Annotated in this window: 18 protein-coding genes; 5 read left to right on the top strand and 13 right to left on the bottom strand. The window is 63.9% G+C overall.

Annotated elements, in window-relative coordinates:
• Nucleotides 1-31: 31 nt before the first annotated feature.
• Together ABEB22_RS18000 and ABEB22_RS17995 are read right to left on the bottom strand one after the other, a co-directional pair.
• The gene (locus ABEB22_RS18000; RefSeq protein ID WP_339115303.1) at nt 32-364 is read right to left on the bottom strand and encodes a DUF2322 family protein; all 333 of its coding nucleotides are present in this window, start codon (nt 362-364) and stop codon (nt 32-34) included.
• A 55-nt stretch (nt 365-419) separates the two neighbouring features.
• Nucleotides 420-1292, bottom strand: a complete 873-nt coding sequence (locus ABEB22_RS17995; RefSeq protein WP_349295188.1) for a DMT family transporter — start codon at nt 1290-1292, stop codon at nt 420-422.
• A gap of 283 nt (nt 1293-1575) precedes the next feature.
• On the opposite strand from ABEB22_RS17995, the gene ABEB22_RS17990 reads away from it, so the two are divergent.
• A complete protein-coding gene (locus ABEB22_RS17990; protein ID WP_349295187.1) occupies nt 1576-2790 on the top strand; it encodes a GTP-binding protein in 1215 nt (404 codons plus the stop codon).
• 104 nt (nt 2791-2894) lie between these two features.
• Here ABEB22_RS17990 and ABEB22_RS17985 read toward each other — a convergent pair whose 3' ends face one another.
• The 4 genes from ABEB22_RS17985 to ABEB22_RS17970 form a co-directional block, all read right to left on the bottom strand.
• Nucleotides 2895-3761 carry a sulfite exporter TauE/SafE family protein gene (locus ABEB22_RS17985; protein WP_349295186.1) on the bottom strand — a complete coding sequence of 289 codons (867 nt, stop codon included), beginning with the start codon at nt 3759-3761 and terminating at the stop codon, nt 2895-2897.
• Complete coding sequence (locus tag ABEB22_RS17980; protein WP_349295185.1) at nt 3749-4399, bottom strand: DUF1007 family protein; 651 nt, start codon at nt 4397-4399, stop codon at nt 3749-3751. Before ABEB22_RS17980 ends, ABEB22_RS17985 begins: the two co-directional genes overlap by 13 nt.
• 72 nt (nt 4400-4471) lie before the next feature.
• The gene (locus ABEB22_RS17975) at nt 4472-5770 is read right to left on the bottom strand and encodes a TrkH family potassium uptake protein (RefSeq protein WP_349295314.1); all 1299 of its coding nucleotides are present in this window, start codon (nt 5768-5770) and stop codon (nt 4472-4474) included.
• A gap of 50 nt (nt 5771-5820) precedes the next feature.
• Entirely contained in the window at nt 5821-6480 is a 660-nt protein-coding gene (locus tag ABEB22_RS17970) for a TrkA family potassium uptake protein (protein ID WP_339115298.1), read from the bottom strand.
• A gap of 239 nt (nt 6481-6719) precedes the next feature.
• Here ABEB22_RS17970 and ABEB22_RS17965 point away from each other — a divergent pair, with 239 nt between their 5' ends.
• Entirely contained in the window at nt 6720-8759 is a 2040-nt protein-coding gene (locus ABEB22_RS17965) for an NADH:flavin oxidoreductase (RefSeq protein WP_349295184.1), read from the top strand.
• A 4-nt stretch (nt 8760-8763) separates the two neighbouring features.
• Here the strand turns inward: ABEB22_RS17965 and ABEB22_RS17960 are convergent, their stop codons facing one another.
• Nucleotides 8764-9714 (bottom strand): GlxA family transcriptional regulator, encoded by a 951-nt coding sequence (locus ABEB22_RS17960; RefSeq protein ID WP_349295183.1) that lies wholly within the window; start codon nt 9712-9714, stop codon nt 8764-8766.
• A gap of 129 nt (nt 9715-9843) precedes the next feature.
• On the opposite strand from ABEB22_RS17960, the gene ABEB22_RS17955 reads away from it, so the two are divergent.
• Nucleotides 9844-10437, top strand: coding sequence for a sarcosine oxidase subunit gamma (locus tag ABEB22_RS17955; RefSeq protein ID WP_349295182.1), 594 nt, complete (start codon nt 9844-9846; stop codon nt 10435-10437).
• Nucleotides 10438-10478: 41 nt separating this feature from the next.
• On the opposite strand, the gene ABEB22_RS17950 is transcribed toward ABEB22_RS17955, so the two are convergent.
• The gene (locus ABEB22_RS17950; protein ID WP_349295181.1) at nt 10479-12506 is read right to left on the bottom strand and encodes a polysaccharide biosynthesis tyrosine autokinase; all 2028 of its coding nucleotides are present in this window, start codon (nt 12504-12506) and stop codon (nt 10479-10481) included.
• A 208-nt stretch (nt 12507-12714) separates the two neighbouring features.
• On the opposite strand from ABEB22_RS17950, the gene ABEB22_RS17945 reads away from it, so the two are divergent.
• Together ABEB22_RS17945 and ABEB22_RS17940 are read left to right on the top strand one after the other, a co-directional pair.
• On the top strand, nt 12715-13458 hold the full coding sequence (locus ABEB22_RS17945; protein WP_339115293.1) for a sulfotransferase family 2 domain-containing protein: 744 nt from the start codon (nt 12715-12717) through the stop codon (nt 13456-13458).
• Nucleotides 13459-13461: 3 nt separating this feature from the next.
• Nucleotides 13462-14865, top strand: coding sequence for an oligosaccharide flippase family protein (locus tag ABEB22_RS17940; RefSeq protein ID WP_349295180.1), 1404 nt, complete (start codon nt 13462-13464; stop codon nt 14863-14865).
• Here the strand turns inward: ABEB22_RS17940 and ABEB22_RS17935 are convergent.
• Genes ABEB22_RS17935 through ABEB22_RS17915 form a run of 5 tightly spaced genes read right to left on the bottom strand, consistent with a single transcriptional unit; the run spans nt 14846 to nt 20431 of the window.
• Entirely contained in the window at nt 14846-15973 is a 1128-nt protein-coding gene (locus ABEB22_RS17935) for a glycosyltransferase family 1 protein (protein ID WP_349295179.1), read from the bottom strand. The genes ABEB22_RS17940 and ABEB22_RS17935 overlap by 20 nt on opposite strands.
• Nucleotides 15970-17136 (bottom strand): glycosyltransferase, encoded by a 1167-nt coding sequence (locus ABEB22_RS17930; RefSeq protein WP_349295178.1) that lies wholly within the window; start codon nt 17134-17136, stop codon nt 15970-15972. The genes ABEB22_RS17935 and ABEB22_RS17930 overlap by 4 nt, the downstream gene beginning before the upstream one ends.
• On the bottom strand, nt 17136-18413 hold the full coding sequence (locus tag ABEB22_RS17925; protein ID WP_339115289.1) for a hypothetical protein: 1278 nt from the start codon (nt 18411-18413) through the stop codon (nt 17136-17138). Before ABEB22_RS17925 ends, ABEB22_RS17930 begins: the two co-directional genes overlap by 1 nt.
• The gene (locus tag ABEB22_RS17920; RefSeq protein ID WP_339115288.1) at nt 18410-19717 is read right to left on the bottom strand and encodes a hypothetical protein; all 1308 of its coding nucleotides are present in this window, start codon (nt 19715-19717) and stop codon (nt 18410-18412) included. The genes ABEB22_RS17925 and ABEB22_RS17920 overlap by 4 nt, the downstream gene beginning before the upstream one ends.
• Nucleotides 19718-19753: 36 nt before the next feature.
• Nucleotides 19754-20431, bottom strand: coding sequence for a sugar transferase (locus tag ABEB22_RS17915; RefSeq protein WP_339115287.1), 678 nt, complete (start codon nt 20429-20431; stop codon nt 19754-19756).
• Between the last annotated feature and the right edge of the window lie 297 nt (nt 20432-20728).

Here is a 20728-nt window from a genome sequence, read left to right as displayed (position 1 = left end):
GGCCTGCGCCGGAGGGTTTTTCCATGGCCGATCAGGCCGCCAGAACGGGGCGCAGCGCAAGTGCGGGGGCACCGCCAATGATATCGAGCAGGCGGTCGATATTGGGGTGCGAGCCGCGATGGGATTTCGCCTCCTCGCCATGTTCGGCAAACACAGCCACCGCATGTGCCGCCGCCTTGGCATCCAGCGCCTCGAAGGTGCCTGCGATATAGTTGTAGACGGCCAGAGAGCCTTTCCGGCCCGCTTCGTTCTCGATCGTGTCCACCACCGTGCCGGTAGCATCGAGCAGCTCGATCCGTGCGAGTGCGTCGATCGGCGGCAGCTGTTGCAGATTGTCTTTGAAGGAGGCGCTTGGCTGGATCATGGGGTCATCCTTTCGGGTTGGTTTGCGCGGGCTTATCAGGTTGGCGTGCGCGCGCCTAGAGACCCGAAAGCAAGATCACACCCGCCACCAGAATAGCGCAGCCCGCAAGCCGCCCCGCGCCCACCGGCTCCTTCAGGAGCACCATGCCCAGAAGTGCGCCCACCATCATCGAGCTTTCGCGCAACGGCGCCACATGGCTGAGCGGCGCGCCCTGCGAGATGGCGGTCAGCACAAGAATATAGGCCAGCGGAGAAAATAGCCCGATCAGGGCGGCGCGCCCCCAATGCCCCTGCATCCTCGCCCGCATATGGTCGGGGTGGCGCAGCACGGCCGGTGCCAGAAGCCCCACCCGCATCAGGTTACACACCCAGTCGAGCATCACGGGCGCAATGCCCAATAGCTTCACGGCAGAGGCATCGGTCACGGTATAACAGGCGATCAGACTTCCGGTCGCCAGCCCCCAGAGGAGACCGGTCTTGCCGCCGGGTCTCGTGAAGACCGCGAGACGGCCTTGGGTGGCGATCAGGAAGATCCCCGCGACCACACAGAGCATTCCCGCGACCCCGCCTGCCGTAGGTTGCTCCCCTAGCAGCAAGAACGCCCCGAGCACCGACAGGAGCGGGCCTGTGCCGCGCGCCACCGGATAGACGACCGAGAGATCGGCCTTCGCATAGCCCTGTTGCAGGCAGAGATTATAGCCCAGATGGATAACGCCGCTTGCGACCATCACGGCAAGCCCCAAGGCGCTCCATGTGAAGGTGCCATCGGCCATGATCCAGAACACCCATGGCGCATAGAAAAGGCAGGCAAAGCCCGAGTAGACAAACACGAAAACCGGCCCGACTTTGGCGCTTCGTTTGGCAATCAGGTTCCAGCTGGCATGGAGGAGGGCGGCGCAAAGCACCATCAGGACGGAAGATACAGTCATAGAGACCCCCTTTGAGCGCCCCGGAACGGGACGTTGGTTGATCTCGACGTCTCCTCCTCTGGGATTTTCCCCCTCGGGTGCAGCCACGGAAGGAAGCCCGTGGTCTCTGCAACGCTCGGTCGCTGGCAGCGCGATACGCCCGGAACCCTAGTTGCCACTCTGTCGATCGCGCCGAGGCTATCGCGGTTACATTTGGGTGACAAGAGGGGGCTTGCGTCCTTGGTTGGAGTATGATTGTTATAGTATAACATAACTGGATATGGCACAAAAGGAATGACCCATCATGTCAGTCGAAGACAGCCGCTTGCCGGTCACCGTGCTCTCGGGATTTCTGGGGGCCGGAAAAACCACCTTGCTGAATTCCATCCTCAATAACCGCGAGGGCCGCCGCGTTGCGGTGATCGTCAATGATATGTCCGAGGTGAATATCGATGCCGATCTCGTCCGTTCTGGCGGGGCCGCGCTGAGCCAGGCCGAGGAAAAACTGGTCGAGATGACCAATGGCTGCATCTGCTGCACCCTGCGCGACGATCTTCTGGCCGAGGTGCGCCGTCTGGCCGCCGAGAAGCGCTTCGATTATCTGCTGATCGAGGGCACGGGCATTGCCGAGCCGCTTCCGGTGGCCGCGACCTTCGAGTTCCGCGACGAGGACGGGCAGAGCCTCTCGGATGTCGCGCGACTCGATACGATGGTGACGGTGGTCGATACCGCGAACCTGCTCAATGATTATTCGAGCCATGATTTCATTGCCGATCGCGGCGAGAGCATGGGGGAGGGCGATGAGCGCCGGATCGTCGATCTGCTTGTTGAGCAGATCGAGTTTGCCGATGTCGTGGTGCTCAACAAGGTCAGCGATGCGGGGCCTTCCAAGGTCGATGCGGCCCGCAAGATCGTCACATCGCTCAATCCCGATGCACAGATCATCGAGACCGACCATTCCAAGGTCGCGCCCGAGCGGATTCTCGATACCGGCCTCTTTGATTTCGACACCGCGCATGAGCATCCGCTCTGGGCCAAGGAGCTTTATGGTTTTGCCGATCATGTGCCGGAAACCGAGGAATATGGCGTGTCGTCCTTCGTCTATCGCGCGCGCCTGCCTTTCCATCCGCAGCGTATCCACGATGTGCTGAACGGGCCGCTGCGCGGGGTGATCCGCGCCAAGGGCCATTTCTGGCTGGCGACCCGTCCCGACTGGCTGGCGGAGTTCTCGCTGGCAGGGGCGCTGTCGGCGGTGAAGCCGATGGGGATCTGGTGGGCCTCGCTGCCGCAGGAACGCTGGCCGGACCATCCGTCGGCACGCAGCTATCTGGAGCAGCACTGGCAGGAACCCTATGGCGACCGGCGTCAGGAGCTGGTGTTTATCGGGGCGGGGCTGGACGAGGCGGGGATCACCCGCGCACTCGATAGCGCCCTGATCGATCCCGAAGAGATCCCGCCGCACAGCTGGGCGGATCTGCCCGATCCCTTCCCGCGCTGGTGTCAGCCTGAAGCGGCCTGAGCCCCCCGGATTTCCGCGTCGCCCCTGCCCGTGACGACGGGCGGTGCGGATCTGGAACGCCTCCGTCCCTTCCCGAGACGGGGGCGTTCTGCTGTTGTCAGAAGTCAGATCGCGATGGCCAGAATGACCGCGCCGAGCACCATTTCGAAGAACCGTCCCGCGATGCCGAGCCACGGGCGGTCGGGCCTGCGGGCGAAGCGGCTGCCCATATGGCCTGCCGCCAGCGCGATGGCCAGCGTCACGACCGCCGTGCCAACCCCCATCGCCAGAACCGCCCAGGCGCCCGCCCATGGGGCACCGATCAGCCATGCCAGCAGCATGACGAACAGCCCGCCCGTGCAGGGCCGGAACGCGACCGACCCGATCAGCAGAAGGGCCTGGGGCAGGCTTGCGCGGGCCGATTTTTCGGGATCGGGTGCATGGGCATGGCTGCAACCGCAGCCTTCGTGATGATGGTGGAGTTGGGTGCGGGGTTTGCGTAGGCTCCGCCAGAGCCCCACAAGAGCGCGCGCCATCAGATAGGCCCCGAGCGCCCCGATCAGGATATTGCTGAGCTGCGTCACCGGCCCTTCGGCGAGTTCGGTCAGTGCCTGCCGCCCAAGCCCCAGAACCGAGGCGCCGATCACCACGATCCCGATGGCGCAGAGCGATTGCGCAAGGCTTGCGGTCAGCGTGATCCCCGCCACCCTCGCAAGCCGCGCCTTGGAGGCAAAGGCCCAGCTGCCCAGCACCATCTTGCCATGGCCGGGCCCTGCGGCATGGACCACACCGTAGAGGAAACTCAGCCAGATCAGGCTCGCGCGCGCCCCCGGATGATCGGCCTTGAGCGCGCGCATCGCCCGCGCCAATACGCTCTGGAAACTACGCTGTATGTCCAGAAGCGCGAAGTGCAGCCCCTGGAATACGCCCAACCCCCAAAGCGCCGCAAACCCCAGGATCACCGCACAGGCGGCCAGCATTACCCACCGCATGTAATCTCCACGGTCTGGGCGAAATACTGGCCGACATTGGGGAGCCCCGCCTGCTCGGGCGTCTGGTCGGCGGGCAGATTGGCGATGGCCGCGGCGGTCTTGGCCGAGATCTGGTGCGGCTTGGGCTGCACGATCTTGGCCTTGCAGTCGTTGCGGCCCTCGAAAGTGGGGGTCTTCGTTACCTCGTAATCGACGTAGAAATAGGGGTCGTAATTCTGCAGGACGATCCCTTTGGACACATCGAGCGGGGTCTCCAGCTTGACCGTATGGATGGAGACCGCGCGCCCGTCATGCCATTCGGCGGCCCAATCGGTGGGGCCGTCCAGCGCCTGATCCTTGCCATCGGCATGGATGACCAGATCACCGCCGAAATCGGGCGGCCAGTTGGCATCCCAGAGCCGGAAGGCCTCCAGCTCGTCGCCGGTGACATCACCATCGCCATTGGTGTCGTATTTGCCGTCCTCCACCATCAGCATGGTGAACATCTCGTCATAATCCCATGTCACCCGCACAGCCGTCAGGCGGCCCTGATCATCGAAGATCAGCTTGTGCGAGGCATCGACAAAGATATGCGGATGGGCCTCGGCCCATTGCGGCAGGGCCATGAGAAGGCCCAATGTGAGAAGGATCTTGCGCATGGTCCCACCTAGCCGCGCGGATGGGGTTTTGGCAATGCCCGCCCGCTTACGGGCGAACACAAAGCCGTATCCTCAGCCCAGATGGATCTCGCCCTTGGGATAGCGCAGCCGTGGCACCGAATGGGTGGCAAGGAAGAAGCCCAGTGTCAGCGGCCCGACACGCCCGAGGAACATCACGGCAATGATCACTGCGCGCCCGAACTCGTTCAGATGGCTGGTATAGTCGCGCGAGAGCCCGACGGTGCCGAAGGCGCTCGAGACCTCGAAGGCCACATCGAGGAACCGCCCGTCATGGGTGATCAGGATCAGGAAGGTGGCCACGAACACCAGAACGGTGCTGATCGCGGTCAGCGCCATCACCTTCAGCACGGCCTCGAACCCAATCGAGCGGCCGAAGGCGTTGAGCTGGGTCTGGCGGCGGAAAAAGGCCACCGTGGCCAGCAGCATGACCACGAAGGTCGTCACCTTGATGCCGCCTGCGGTCGAGGCCGGCCCCCCGCCGATCAGCATGAGCGAGATGAACATCAGCGAGGTGCTGTCATGCATGGCCGCGATATCGGTGGTGTTGAAGCCCGCCGTGCGGGTCGTTACCCCCTGGAACCAGCTGATCATCAGCTTGGCCCAGACGGTATGGCCGCCCAGCGTGCCGGGATTGGTCCATTCGAGCGCGGCAAACATCACCACCGACCACGGGATCAGGATGGCCGTGCCCAGAAGCACGATCTTGGTCGAGAGGCTGAAGCGTTTCCAGCCCTTGCCCGAGCCCAGCTCGCGCAGCACCGTATAGCCGATCCCGCCGATGATGAAGAGGGCAGGGATCACCAGATTGATGATCGGATCGGTCGCATAGCCGATCAGCCCGTTGGAAAAGGTCGAGAAGCCCGCATTGTTGAAGGCCGAGACGGAATGGAAGATCGCCTGCCAGACCCCGTCGCGCAGCCCGAGCCGTGGCACGAAGCTGAAGCAGAGGGCGACGGCACCGATCGCCTCGCAGATCAGCACGGCCTTAAGGATCACGCGCACCAGCTGCATCAGGCGGTGCATGGAGTTCTGGTTGAGGTCCTCGCGCAGATAGATCTGTCCGGTCAGTCCGATCGGCAGGCCCAAAGCCCCCAGCACCAGCACGGCAAAGGTCATCAGCCCGAGCCCGCCCAGCTGGATCAGGAAGGCCAGCACCATCTGTCCGAAGAGGCTCAGGCTGGTGCCGATATCGAAGACCACGAGCCCCGTCACTGTCACTGCCGAGGTGGCGGTGAAGAGCGCATCCGACCAGCTGATCTGGGCATGGCGCGAGAAGGGCAGCATCAGTGCGCAGGCGCCCAGAAGGATCGCCGAGGCATAGAGCACGGCCAGCAGGAGCGGCGGTGGCATATGCGTCAGGCGGCGCTGGCATTTGTGCCAGAGCATACGCGTCGAGGGTTTCACAACGCATCCCCGAAGCTGCGCAGATCGGGCCTGCGGCCCAGCACAAGAAGCTTGTCCTGGGGTGCAAGCTCCAGCCCCTCGGTCTCGCAGGGATGGAACTCTGTGCCCCGCATCAAGCCCAGAAGCCGCAGATCGTAATGTTCGAAATCCAGCGAGGAGAGCAGACGCCCCTTCAGCCTCTCGGGCACGGCCATGGTCACCACGCTGAACCCGTTGCCGAGGTTGACGTAATCCTGCACCACGGGATTGTTCAGGCGCTGCGCCACATGACGGCCCATCTCCTGCTCGGGCAGGATGATCCGGTCGGCGCCGAGCTTGGACAGGATGCGGTGATGGGTCTTGTTGATCGCCTTCACCCAGAGCTGGTCCACGCCCAGCACGCGCACATTCATCGTGGCCAGAATGCTCGATTCGATATCATGGCCGATGGCCACGAGTGCCACGTCATAGCGGTCGACGCCCGCCTCGCGCAGGGCCTGCTCGTCGGTGGCGTCCAGAATAACGGTAGAGGTCAGTGCATCGGCCAGTTTGGCCACGCGGGCCTCGTCCTGATCGATGCCCATGACGGTGTTGCCAAATCTCGCCAGTTCGCTTGCTACCGCAGAGCCGAAGGCTCCGAGGCCGATAATCGCGAAGGTGCGGGTTTCTTTGGGCATGTTGGTTCCGTAAGCCGTTTCAGATCCGCCAGAGGTTGGCGCGAATTTGCGGAAAGTCAATCTGTTACGCGACTTGCCCGAAACGTGGGCACTCGGCGCGCGTGATAATTAGACTTTGCTGTCGTTTGCGCGGCAGTGTCGCATATAAACAAGTCAGGTCGCTCAGGGATTTGACAGGGGCTGCGGGGCGGATTTGCCTTGGGATAGCCCGCATAGGTTGCGGCTACCGGAGGATTCCCATGCGCGACGACCCTTTATTGCAGCCTTTCACGCTCAAACATCTGACCCTGAAAAACCGGATTTTCATCAGCTCGCACGAGCCTGCCTATGCCGAGAACGGGATGCCGACCGAGCGCTACCGCGCCTATCATCTCGAGCGCGCCCGCGCGGGGATCGCGATGACCATGACCGCGGGTTCGGCCAGCGTCGCCGCCGACAGCCCGCCCGCTTTCAACAATATCCTCGCCTATAAGGACGAGATCGTGGGCCATATGGGCAAGCTTGCGCAGGAATGTCATGACGAGGGCTGCGCGGTGATGATCCAGCTGACCCATCTGGGCCGCCGCACCCGCTGGGACCGTGGCGACTGGCTGCCCACCGTCGCCCCCGGCACCGTCCGCGAGCCTGCCCACCGCGCGATGCCCAAGCTGATCGAGGATTGGGACATCACCCGCATCATCACCGATTATGCGGATGCCGCCGAGCGGATGAAACATGCAGGGCTCGACGGGATCGAGCTGGAGGCTTACGGCCATCTGATGGACCAGTTCTGGTCGCCGCAATGGAACGAGCTGGACGGCCCCTATGGCGCGCAGAGCCTTGAAAGCCGCATGAAATTCTCGATGGAGGTGCTTCAGGCGATCCGTGACCGCGTGGGGCCCGAATTCATCGTGGGGGTGCGCGGTGTGGTCGATGAGGACCTGCCGCAGGGGATCAATGCGGGTGAGGGGCGCGAGATTGCCAAGCGCCTGACCGAAAGCGGGCTGATCGATTTCTTCAACGTTATCCGTGGCCATATCGACACCGATGCGGGTCTTACCGATGTGATCCCGATCCAGGGCTCGCGCTCGGCCCCGCATCTGGATCTTGCGGGCGAGGTGAAGGCGCAGGTCCGGCTGCCGGTGCTGCATGCCGCGCGCATCCCCGATCTGTCGACCGCGCGCCATGCCATTGCCTCGGGCAAGCTGGATATGGTCGGCATGACCCGCGCCCATATCGCCGATCCGCATCTGGTGGCCAAGTTGGTGGCGGGTCAAGAAGAGCGTATCCGGCCCTGTGTCGGCGCGAATTTCTGTATCGATCGCATCTATCAGGCGGGCGGGGCGCTATGTATGCACAATCCCTCCTCGGGCCGCGAGATCGAGCTGCCGCACCGGATCGATCCTGCCGAGGCACCCTTGCGGGTGACGGTTGTGGGGGCAGGGCCTGCGGGGCTTGAGGCCGCACGGGTCGCGGCGCTGCGTGGCCATAAGGTCACCGTTCTGGAAGCCGCCAACGAGGCGGGCGGCCAGATCCGGCTGACCGCACAGGACCCACGCCGCCGCGAGATGCTCGCGGTCACCGAATGGCGGATGAGCGAATGCGATACGCTGGGGGTCAGCTTCAAATTCAACTGTTTCGCCGAAGGCGAGGATGTGCTGGCGCAGGAGCCGCAGGTGGTCGTTGTGGCGACAGGCGGTCTGCCGCGCACAGATCTGGGCCAGCCCGGCGCGGATCTGGCGATCAGCGCATGGGATATCCTCTCGGGGGATGTGACGCCGGCCTCCGAGGTGCTGATCTTCGATGAGGCGGGCGATCATGCAGGGCTGATGGCGGCCGAGAGGATTACCGCGGCTGGTGGCAAGGTCGAACTGGTCTCGGCGGATCGGGCCTTGGCGCCCGAGGTCATGGCGATGAACCTCACCCCCTATATCCGCGCGCTGCAGGGGCGCGATTTCAGGACCACGCTGACATGGCGGCTGAAGGCGGCCACGCGCGAGGGCAACCGGATCAAGGTCACGCTGGGTTCGGATTACGGGCCGGAGGAGGAGGAACGTCTGGTCGATCAGCTGGTGGTGAATTCCGGCACGCTGCCGCTCGATGATCTCTATTTCGATCTCAAGGGGCAGTCCTCCAATCTGGGGCAGGTCGATTACGAGGCGTTGATCGCGGGCCGCCCGCAGACGCTTGCCCCCAATGCGGATGGGAGGTTCAAGCTGTTCCGCATCGGGGATGCGGTCTCGGCGCGCAACACTCATGCGGCGGTGCTGGACGGGATGCGCCTGATGCGGGCGATGTAAGGGCTCAGTTCTTGCGGGTGCCGGCCCTGTCGGCCTGCGGAGGCGTGCCGAACCGCGCGTGATAGCGGGTGGTGAAATGCGCCTGCGAGGAAAACCCCGTCATCTGGGCGATTTCGGCCAGAGGCTGGGCGCTGCGCTGCACCAGTGCGCGGGCCACATCGAGGCGCATCTGGCGGTAGATCTCCATCACCGGCGCACCGAGGGCCGCGTTGAACTGGCGTTGCAGCTGGCGCTCGGAGAGCCCCGCCAGCTGGGCCAGCTGCGCGGGGCTGAGCGGGTCGGCGATATGCGCCTCCATCAGTTCCAGCGCCGCCTCCACCATCGGTGGCAGAACCCCGTAACGGGCGCTGATCGACCCTTTCTGGGGTGTTTCGGAGGGGCGCACCTGCGCCTGGATGAACCAGTCGGAAATCTCGTGCGCGAAATGTGCCCCGTGATCGCGCGCGATCAGCATATGGATCATGTCGAGCGGGGCCGATCCCCCTGCGCAGGTATAGCGGTCGCGGTCGATCACGAAGAGCCGGCGCTCCAGCAGGAGCGTCGGGTCGATCTCCTCGATATCGCTGTAATGATGCCAATGCACGGTGAAGCGCCGCCCCGACAGGAGCCCCGCCCGCGCCAGCAGCACCGCGCCCCCCGAGATCCCGCCCAGCTCGATCCCCGCCCGATCCGCGCGGCGTAGCCATGTGTCGATATCGGGGCGGCGCAACCGCATCGGGTCGCCCCCCGCCACCACAAAGACCAGATCGAATTCCATCCCCGCCTGCGCCAGAGGCACCGCATCGAACCGCCCGCCTAGTGACGAGGTCGCGACATGGCCTTCGGGCGTCAGCAGGGTGATCTCGTAGAGTGTGCGTCCCGCGAAACTATTGGCAGCGCGCAGCGGATCGAGCGCGGCGGCCGTCGACAGCATCGCGTATCCGTCGATCAGCAGGAAACCGATACGTCTGATCATGATGGCCCTATAATGAAAAGAAATGTCTTTATAATGAAAGTAACAGCGTTTGGCGGGCGCTACTATCCCCCTCGTTCCAGTGGCAATGCAGGCCGATCAAGTGCCTGTATAAGTAAGGAGATTGCCCCGATGACCCACGCTGACACCCAAGACCGTCACGCAGCCCGGATGGCCCGTGAGACCCGTATCGGGACAACCACCCTGTCGGAGCGCTCCGATATGGCGCTGGTCTCGCTTGGTGTGAAGCGGGGCGCGCAGGTGCCGGTGCCTATGGGGGTCTCCCTGCCTGGGCCGGGCAACTGGCATGGCGGGCGCGGGCTTGGCGCGTTCTGGACGGGGCCGGGCCAATGGATGCTCGAGGCCGAGAACGTCTCCGAAGCCGACATGACCCGTAATCTGCGGCACGGGATGCCGGGCCTGTCGATCAGCGCGCAGGGGGCGAGCCGGGTCATGCTTGAACTGGTGGCCTGCGATGCCAGCACGATCGAGGATCTAATAATTCGCCTGACCGATCTCGATGTGGCAAGCTTCGCGCCCGGATCGGCCCGCTCGGCCCGTATTGGCGGAGCCGAGATCTTTGCCATTCGCCGTAGTTTCAACCGGCTGGCGCTTCTGGTGCCGCGTCATGACAGCGGGCATATCTGGCAGGTGGTGAACCGCGCGATGGTGGCGCGTGCTGCCGCCCCCCGTTGTGTCGCGAACGCGCTGGAACCGGCTCTGTAACGGGACGGTCCGGCAGGGTGGCTACCTGCCGGACCGTAACCTCAGGCTCTGGCGCGAGTGCGCCAGAAGGGTTTGGTCTGCGTGCTATAATAGCCGCTGTAGTAGAATTCCTGACGGTTTTTCGGGTCGATCCGGTTCAGGATCACCCCTCCCAGCTTGCGCCCCGATGTATGTAGCGCCCCGATGCCGTCGCGGACCTGCTGTTTTGTGGTCATGTTCCAGTTGACCACAAACAGCGCGCGGTCGCAGCCTTGCAAGATGATGCGTGTGTCGGGCACGCAAAGCACGGGGGGCGTGTCGATGATGATGTAATCATACTGCTCGCGCGCCTCGTCCAGCAGTGCCAGAAAGGCATTCGACGCGAAGATATCCGCCGGATTGCCGGGGGGCTTCGCCCCTACCAGCACATCGATCCCGCTATAGGGATCAGCACAAACGGCGCCTTGCAGGGATGTCTCGCCGGTCAGAGCGCCCAACAGGGTCTGTGGGCATTTGAGCCCCAGATACTCCATGAAGACCCTACGGCGCAGATCGCCCTCGATCACCAGCACGCGTTTGCCAAGGCTCGCCATCTGCCGCGCCAGCCCCAGAGAAAGCGTTGTTTTGCCCTCCTGCGGATTGGCGGAGGTAATCGCGATAATCTTCTGACCCAGCAGCAGCTGGTCGAGCACGATATTGGTGCGCAGCGCGCGCAGTGCTTCGGCGGCGGGGCTGTCGGGATGGTCATGGAGATAGGCAAGCCCGCTCTGGCCACGGCGCTGGGGCAGGCGCGGCAGCTGTCCAATCACCTTCTGGCCGGTCAGATCCTGCAGATCCTGCGCCGAGCGCACGGTCTGGCGCAGCGCCTGCCACAAGAGCAGTAGGGTCAGGCCAACTGCGGCTCCCGCCATCGCACTCATCGACAGGACAAGGGGCGCGCGGGGCAGATAGGGCATGGAGGGCATGACCGCCGGTGCCAGAAGACGGCTATCGGCCAGTTGCCGCCCCTCGCGCGCGATGGTGTCTTTCAGCCGAGTCAGAAAATGCCCATAGACCAAGAGATCGGTCTCGTTCTGTTGTTCCAGCAGTTTCTGGCGGGTTGCGGATTCGGTCTCGTCACGCAGCCCCGCCTCGAGATCGCGATATTGCCGCTCGAGATTGCGCAACGTGGCGGCATCGATCGAGACCTGCGCGGCACGGCTCTCATGCGCGGCCTCGGAGGCGGTGGCGGGGAGGGTCTCGAGCGCCTTGCGCGAGGCGTCGAGCGCCGCGCGCGCCTGCGTCAGATCACCGTCAAGTTTTTGTAACCGGCGGGTCTGGACCAGCGTGCGCGTGGTTTCCGCATTGGTGGTGTCGAGTTTCGACAATTCGGCATTCGAAGTTTCGATCTGGTGCTGCAGGTCGCTCACCCGTTGGCCCAGCCAGCGGATCGCCTCATCGCTTTCCGCCCGCTTGCGGGTGATCTGCTCGCGGATGTAATTCTGGGCAAGCTGATCGGCGATACGGGTGGATTTCTCCGCTTCGCTGGTGACCGCGCTCAGTTCGAACACCAGACTGGGGGCCAGATTTCGGATCGAGATAGAATTCGCGAGCAGCGAGATCGCGGTTTCACGCGCCTCTGTCGCGCCTTTTTCCCGATCGGTTTTCTCGAGCGGGATCAGGGATTTGATCCGCGCGGACGCACTTTCAGGGCGTAACGCGGGATTGAATTCCGGGTCCCCGACCAGTCGCAGATCATCGACCACGGTGCCCAGAAGAGGGCGGCCGCGCAGGATTTCGACCTCGGTCCGGCGGATGGTCTCGTCGATGGGCTGCATGCGTTCGGTAACCGGATTGGGGTCGGTGAACTGTTCTGTTCGTGGGTCGAGCAGGATGCTGGCGGTCGCTTTGTAAAGCGGCCTAGCCATCGTGCTCAGCCAGAGCTGCGCGAGACCCAACGCGACCAGCGTGGCCGCGAGGATCAGCCATCGCCCGCCCCAAACCATCCGCAGCAGGGCAATGATCTGCCCGTCCTCGACTATGGCCGTCTCCTGAACGGCGCTAAGCGTCAGATGTGGCTGGGTGGTGCGGAAATTCGGTTGCACGCTCATGGCAGGTCTCCCCCATCATGAACAGGGCGCGATGCGCGGATATAAGCCAAGCAATCCATCAACAAAATATCTACCATTCAAGCCCCGTAAAACGTCGTCAGATGCGGGTTGACCATAAGTTAGTCTTAGGAATGGCGGGGCTCAGTTAATTCGTGCTTAATGCCGTTAGGGTAAATGAATCGCATTCGATCTATCTGTCACGAGTCCCATGTCCCGTTCCTTTCTCTATATCCATGTTCCTAAATGCGGCGGCACCAGTTTCGGTGCGGCCCTGCGCCTTGCCTATTGGCCCTCGCAGGCCACGATCGATATCGACAGGACAAGACGTCTGGCTCAGGCGCTCGCGCCAGAGGCAACGGGAACGGAGCTGATTCTGGCTGATTATGCGCAGCGCCGCGTGGAACTGGCGCAGATGCTCGACCGGCGGGTGCGCTGTATTTCGGCCCATGTCCGGTTTAGCGACACGGTGCTCTCGACGCTCGATCCGGCGCGGGCCTGCGTGACCTTGCTGCGCGATCCGGTGGCGCGGTTCCTGTCGCATTACGCCTATGTCCAGCGCCACCACCCCGATCCATCGCGTGCCGGAACGCTCGATGCCTTTCTCGGGACGGAGGCGGCCCAGCGTTTCGGCTCGCAATATCTGTTCTATTTTGCCGAGACCTATCAACATCATAGTGCCGATGTCGCGGGTGACACGCAGCGCGCCTGTCGCGCGTTGGAGCGGTTCTCGCTGGTGGGGTTTCTGGAGGAGGGGGCCGCTTTCCGCCGCGCGCTGCAGCGTCTGGCGGGCCGTCCTCTTGTGCCACTCTCACGCAACCGCCGCCCCGATCCTGCACCGGAGCTGCCTGCCGCGTTGCGGGCACGGGTCGAGGCGGTTTGCGCGCCCGATCTGGACATCTATCACCATATCCGTTCCGCCGCGACCGCCGGCTTCTATCAGGGCGGGGTCTGAGCCATGTCGAAGGGCCTCTGGTCACTGGTTCTGCAAATGTCGCGTCTGGGCGGAAACGTGGTGTTTTTCCTTGCTATGGCGCGACTTTTGCCGGTGGCGGATCTCGGGGCCTTCGCAACGGGACTTGCGCTTTTCCGCTGGATGCAGGTTGTCCATAAGGGGGGGATTGCCGATGCGGTCGTCCTGACTGCACCCGGCGATATGCGCCGCATGGACGCGCTCTTCTGGCTCGCGCAACTGATGACACTGGGCATCTGTCTGCTGGCGCTGGGGCTGATGGTGCTTGCGGCGTGGGGGATCGGGGCGCTGGCGGGAATGGGACCGGTGATCGCCACGTTGATGCTGGTGCCACTGTTCCAGGGGCTGAGTGCCGTGCAGGAGGCGCAATTGCGGCAGGCTTTGCGACTGAAGGCGCTCGCCTGCCGCACGGCCTTCGTGCAGCTGGTCTCGGCACTGGGGGGATTTGCGCTCTATGCGCTGGGGGCCGGGCTGTGGTCGCTCGTGGGGTTTGCGGTGCTCAACGCGGCGCTCTCGGCGGTCCTGTCATGGCGGATGGCCCGCTGGTGGCCGCAGGCAGGACCGGATCGCGGGGCCATCCGCGCGATCGCGCCCGAGGTTTTTGCCATCGCGGGGCGCGGGCTGGTGGCGGGGGCCGCGTTGCCCTTGCTCCAACTGGCGCTGGGGCTCGTCTATGGCGGGGCCGTGGCGGGGGGCTTCCAGATCGCGCAGCGGATCTTCCAGCTTCTGGACGCCGTCACCCTTGCGCCGATCCGGTTTCTGGTGCTGCCGATGCTCTGGCGGGCCAAAGGGCAGGGCCCTGCGCTGGTCCGGCGGGTGATCGGGGCGGCGGCGTCCCTGTCCGCTCCGTTCTATGTGATGGCGGCGCTCTGGGCCCAGCCTGTGCTGGTCTGGCTTCTGGGGCGTCCGGCGGGAGAGATGGCGGCGCCGATGGTGCAGATCATGGCCGCTCTGGGGCCGGTGGCAAGCCTCGTGCTGGCGCTCGATCAGGCGCTTGTCGCGCAGAAATCGGCTGGACGGGCGCTCTGGCGGGCCTGTCTGACGCTGGCATTTACCGTGGTCTTCGTGGCGCTGGCCCTGCCGGTCTCGGCCTATGCCGGCATTGGCAGCTATGTTCTGGCCGCTTATCTTGCGCTGGCGGTCACGCTGGGGCGAAGCCTGCGGCTGATCGGCGTCAGGCCGCAGGATGTGGCGCGGGCTTTGGCGCTACCCTATATACTATCGGCGGGGCTCGGGGTCTGCCTGTGGCGTCTGGGCACGCTCGTGGCGGAGTGGCCGCTGCTGTGGCAGCTCATGGGGCAGGGGGCGCTGATGCTTGTGGCCTGCCTGCCGTTCTGGGCGGTGGTGCTCCGGCGCTCGCGCGGGCGGTCTATGCCGCCACACGCTTGACAAGAAGATCCGCCAGCGCCGCGCCCGAGGCTTCCCATGTGAACCGGCAGGCGCGGTTATGGCCCTCCATCACCATGGCATCGCGTGCTTTGGCGGACAGCCGGAGGAATCTCGTGATCGTCTGCGCGATCGCCCCGCTATCTTCGGGATTGAAGTAAAGCGGTGCATGTTCGAGCACTTCGGGCATGGCGGTGGTGTTGGATGACAGCACCGGCGTGCCGAAGCGCATCGCCTCCAGAGGCGGTATCCCGAATCCCTCGCGCAGCGGCGGCCAGATGAAGGCCCGCGCGCCTGCATAAAGCGCGGCGAGCGTCGCGTCATCAATCCGTCCCAGAAAACGGACATGTTCCGGCGGGCAGGGACCTTTCGGCCCCGTATCTGTTGCAAGCCCCGCAGCACTGGCCCCCGCTACGACCAGCGGCACCGGATGACCGGCCTCGGCCATCGCCGCGATCAGTCGCGCGAGATTCTTGTTGGGCGAGAGATTGCCCACCGCCAGAAAGAAGCCGTTCTTGGTCAGACCCAGATCACGCATCACCTTCGCGGTATTTTCGGGCGGTGGAAGGTGGTCGGAGCCGTTGGGGATTACGCGGAACCTGAGTTCGGGCTGTGCCAGAACCTCGGCCAGCTCGCTTGCCGAGAACTGGCTGACGGTGCCCAGATCGCGCGCGCGCCGTGCCAGACAGGGCCGGACCGTTTTATGGAAGGTGCGGTAGCGGCGCGAGAAGGCTTCGGGGAGTTTCCAGACATTGGCATCATGGATCACCAGAAGCTGCTCGGCATGGCTGAGCGGACCCGAGCCCGTCAGGTTGAGCAGATAGGCTCCCTTGCAGGCGCGTGGTAGGGTGATCTGTTCCCATAGATGCCCCGCGAACGGCCATGGGCTGCTTAGGGGCATGAGCCGGATATGACGCCAGTCAGGGCGGATCTGCAGCCGCGCGCCTGCCGGATAATAGGCGGTAACAGGTCCGATGGCCTCGGCCAGCGCGCCCTGTCCGAGTTTCTGGTCCAATGCGCTCAGCAGATTGAACGCATAGCGCTGCACGCCAGATTGGGCCTGGGTCAGGAAGCGGGCATTGACCGCACAGCGGTTCGGCAGATGTGTCATTGAATGACCCCTTTTGCCAGATGGGCCGCAGCGCGGCGCTGGTGGCGGGCCTGACGGGCCTGCCATGCCAGCACGCTCTGGCGGGTGCTCTCGCGCCCCAGCCGGTCGAGCGCCCAGTTCGATAGATCGGTCTCTTGCGCGCCTTGCGCGAGACGCGCCAGATGCGCGGGCCCGTCCAGCAGCGCATCGATCATGCCGATCATTGCGGGCAGGTCATCGGGTGGGGCGATCAGCCCGTTCACCCCATCGGTGAGGACCTCGCGAAGTGCGGGCAGATCGGTCGAGACCACCGGACACCCCCCCGCCAGCGATTGCACGATCACCCGTGGCAGCCCTTCATTGGTCGAGCAGAGGATACTCAGATCGGCGCGCGCGATCAGCGCCTCCGGATCGGGGCGATGGCCCAACATCAACACATGATCCCCGAGCCCCATCCGCGCGATCTGCGCGCGGATCGCGGCCTCTTCGGGACCTTTGCCGGCGAAACACAGGCGCAGATCGGGGTGGCGGGCCAGAAGCGGCGGGAGCGCCTCGAGAAAGGCGGCATGGCGCTTGCGGGGCTCGAAGGCCGCCAGCATCACGATCATCGGCCCGTCAGAGGGCAGATCCGGCGCCGGACCTGCCGTGGTGAAACGTGCCAGATCCATCCCCGAATGGATGGTTGTAACCTCGCGGGCAATACCCGCCTGCAGATAGGCGCGGCCGGTCGCATCTGAGACGGCGACGAAGCGGTCGCTGAAGCGTGCCGCTATATGTTCGAGCCCGAGAAACAGCCCGCGTTTCGGCCATGACGATGTCTGGAAGGACACGATATGCAGCCCGCGCAGCACCGCCATATGCGGGCAGGCGGGGGCGGCCAGTGCCCCTAGCACGCCCGCCTTGCTCTGATGGGTATGCAGCACATCCGGATCGAGTTTGCGCAGCAGCCCGCGCAGCGCGAGGACCGCCCGCAGATCGGTCAGCGGGGCCACCGGATGGACCATATCGGGCAGCGTATGGAAGGCCATCAGATGCCCGTATTCGGCTGCCCAGCCCCGATCGGGATCGGGGCCGTGGATGATATGGACCTCGTGCCCGTGTTGGGCCTGCCACAGGGCAGTCGACAGGGTGTTCTCTTCCGAACCCGCGCGAAGCAGGCGTGTCAGGATATGGGCAATTCGCATTATCTGGCTCTTTGCAGTGGCGTGATCGCGGGGCGACCAGCGTTCTGCTGGCTCAGGTGGCAGGCGCGTCCCAGAAAGGCGGTCAGCGCAAGACCCGTAACGAAATTTACATTGGTGAAATACTGGACATGGGTAGAGAGCATAAAGCCCGCCGCGAGATGGGCATAAAGTGTGGCCGCCGTCAGCCCGAAATGCCCGCGATGGAACGCGATGGCCGTTGCAATGGCGAAGACCGCCAGCAGCACCAGCGCACCGGCGATGCCGAAATCGACATAGGGCGTGGTCAGCATCGACCATTCGCCACCGCCGCGCACCACCTCGATCCGTTCCAGCCGTTCCGGTATCAGGCCATCAACCGCATCGCGGCTCTGGGTCAGGATCAGCAGGAAATGGAAGCTGAAATATCCCAGCATGTGGTCGAACTCTTGCGTGAACGGCAGCAGAGAATTGAGGAAGTCATTCGAGATATAGAAGACCAGCTTCTGCAGGCCGATCTCGAGGGCGGAATGATTGTCGATCGTAGGATTTGTCACAGCCTCGCGCAGCACCCATGTCGTCAGGAATAGCGTGGCCCCCAGGATCAGCTGTGGCAGCGCCACGATGCGCTGATGGACCATGCACAGCCCGAAATAGGAGGCCAGCATGAGGTGCAAAAGCAGGATACGCTGTGACATCACGATCGGCAGAAGGGCCAGCGCCACCAAATCCGATATCAGCACGAGGATCAGGATCCGGCGCGCGAAGGGCGACATCGTCCCGAATTTCCGGCCAGCGGCCAGCATGACACAGGCCATGGCTCCGATGGCCGGCAGGGCACCGTAAAACAACCGCATCCCGCTGAACAGTTTGTTCTCCAGCATCTGGTCGCGCAGGCTGCTGGCATCGCTCTGGGCGCTCTCGATCAGCGCGCCGATTCCGCCCATCTGCACCGCACTGCTGAGCACCCAGACCAGCGTGATCCCGAGACAGACGAGATTGGCACGGAAGATCCGCCGTGCCATACGCTCGAAATCGGTCAGGGCGCGGGTGTCGGGCAGGTCCCTGGCGCGCAGGAGCGTCAGAGCGTTGAGCGCCACAAAGAAAAGAAGTGCCGCGGCGATCCATGCAAGCCCCATCAGGGTGATCGCCTCTGCACCCAGTTCCTCGCGCGAGAGGAAATAGAGTGCGAGCGAGAAACTGTCGGGATAGAGAAAGGGCAGCACGCCGATCCCGAGCGTCAGAACCCAGGCAAGTCCCAACAGCGAGATCGGCGAGAGCAGCCAGAGTTTCGGTCTCATGGGTGGGGGCCGTGCAGAGAGGGATCGTGCATGCAAGAGAGCTGCGCCAGCGGATCCTCCGCGCCATTGGCGGCAGGCATTCCGCTCCGTTGATCCGCCATCCGCCCGTTCTCCACCTGACGGTGGATCCCCGGAAGCACCGAGAGCAGCCGGTCGGTCAGGCGGGACCAGTCCTCGATCTCGGGATCACCCGCCACACGGCGCAGCCCAGCCACGCGTTCGGTCGCCAGGCGGATGCTGTCGGGATCATGGGCATCATAGCCTGCGCCATGCAGCGCGATGCCGCCAAAGACGCGATGCGGCCCGAGGATCGGTAGCCCGAAATACCGGTAAAGCAGCATACGGTTGCTGTGATGGGCCTGATATTCCGCGCCTGCCTTGTCCTGATAGAGCGCCAACCCGATATCGGCAAAGCGGATATAGGCGGCGGAGACCTCGTAAGGCACCTCGCCATGCAGGATCAGGTTCGCCGGCAGATCGGCGGGCACATCCGCGATGCGTCCCAGAATATGGAAGCGCCAGTCAGGGCGGGCCTCGGCCATGATCCGCGCCGTCGCCAGATCGATCTGGGTCGTGCCCGCACAGACCGCCTGTTTGCCGAATTTGCCCAGAAACGGATTGATCATCGGCGCTTCGAGCACGGCGCGTGGCACGCCGATCGGGTCGATCTCGGTTTGGGGATGCTCGTCGAAACGCGCCGCGATCTGCGGCCCCGCAATACTGATGCGGTCGAACAGATGCGCCTGTGCCATTTCGGCGCGGCGCACGATCTGCGGCAGGCCGAGCGCCTTCACATCATCGCTGATGCGGTAGATGAACTTGGCATGGGGCGCGGCCGATTTGGCGATATCGGCCAGCAGCACCGGAGGGCCGCTTTCGATGATGACCAGATCGGCCTGCGCCAGCAGCGCGGGCAGCCGTCGGGCCCAAAAGTGCCGGAATAGCGTCATCAACGGCGCGGCCAGCGTGTCGAGCTTGCGGTTGCGCAGGCTGAACGGGTGGATCGGTGCATAGCCGAAATAGGCGTCGAAACTAGGAGTGATCCGGCGGTAGCCCTCGGGCACCGGCCCGTCCACCTGCATCAGGCGGCGGTCCTTGCGCCATTTCGAGATCCAGCTATAGCCCACGCTGACCATGGTCACATGACCGCCGCGTTTCTGCACATCCTCGCAGAACCACTGCATCGAGGCCTTACGCTTCTGGAGCGGCAGATGGCCCGTGATCAGCACCACTCTGAGCCCGCGCGCATGCACATGGCGCAGGGTCTTGGCGGTTTTGGCGAGTTTGGGAGAGAAGGCGTTCATAATGTGTCTCTTGGCGCAAGGGGCTGGGGAGGGGCGTTACTCGCCGGTTCCGCGCAGCACCACTGCGACGGTCAGAAGGATCAGGCCGATATCCATGAAAAGGGAGCATTTCTGCAGATAGGCCATGTCCATCTCGACGCGCAGCGCATAGGGCAGATCGGAGCGGCCCAGCACCTGCCAGAAACCGGTGACACCGGGACGCTGGCTGAGATAGGCCTGACGGCGATGGCGGTAGAGGGTCAGTTCGTCCTCTGTGACGGGGCGCGCGCCCACAAAGCTCATCTCGCCGCGCAGGATGTTCCAGATCTGGGGCAACTCGTCGAGAGATGTCTTGCGCAGGAACCGGCCCAGCCGGGTCACGCGCGGGTCGTTTTTCAACTTGCGCGACAGTTCCCACTCGATGGCGGCATCGGCATCGGTGGCCAGCAACAAGGCCAGTCTGCGCTCGGCATCGGGCACCATCGTGCGGATCTTCCAGCAGCGGAAGGGGCGGCCATCCTTCCCGATACGGGTATGGCCATAGAAACCGGAGCCCCCGTCCAGACGGGCCAGCGCCCAGAACACGGCGATGACGGGCATGAGGACGGGGGCAAGAGCGAGCGCCAGACACAGGTCGAAAACCGGTTTCATCCGGCGGTGATAGATACGGCGCTTGGAAATCTGCACGATCGCGTCATCGCCAAGCGCCTTGGATAGGGAAACCGAATGCTGCATCTGGAGCCTGAAAAAAATGAACTCGTAACGTCTCCGCCCTGTCGAGCGGATGAGTGCAGATTTGGCCGATAACCGATAACGTTCGGTAAATGCCGTTAAGTTACATCTTGTGGGTGTATTTGGCAGGCTGCCGCCCCCGCCTGCAGTTGCCGTTTGGGAAGGTGTGTCCCTCAAGGCGCGAATTTTATACGGATTTTCGTGCCACGGTAGTGGTAGGGATTAGCGCTATTACGAATCAGAAAGGCGCCCGATAAGGACGCCTTTCCATGGATCTGGTATCGGGACGCGGTCTCATGC

The organism is Thioclava sp. 'Guangxiensis', from assembly GCF_045348365.1.
Lineage (GTDB): Bacteria > Pseudomonadota > Alphaproteobacteria > Rhodobacterales > Rhodobacteraceae > Thioclava > Thioclava kandeliae.
Note: the sequence above shows the minus strand (reverse complement) of the source record. Positions and strands in the feature narration are given on the sequence as shown.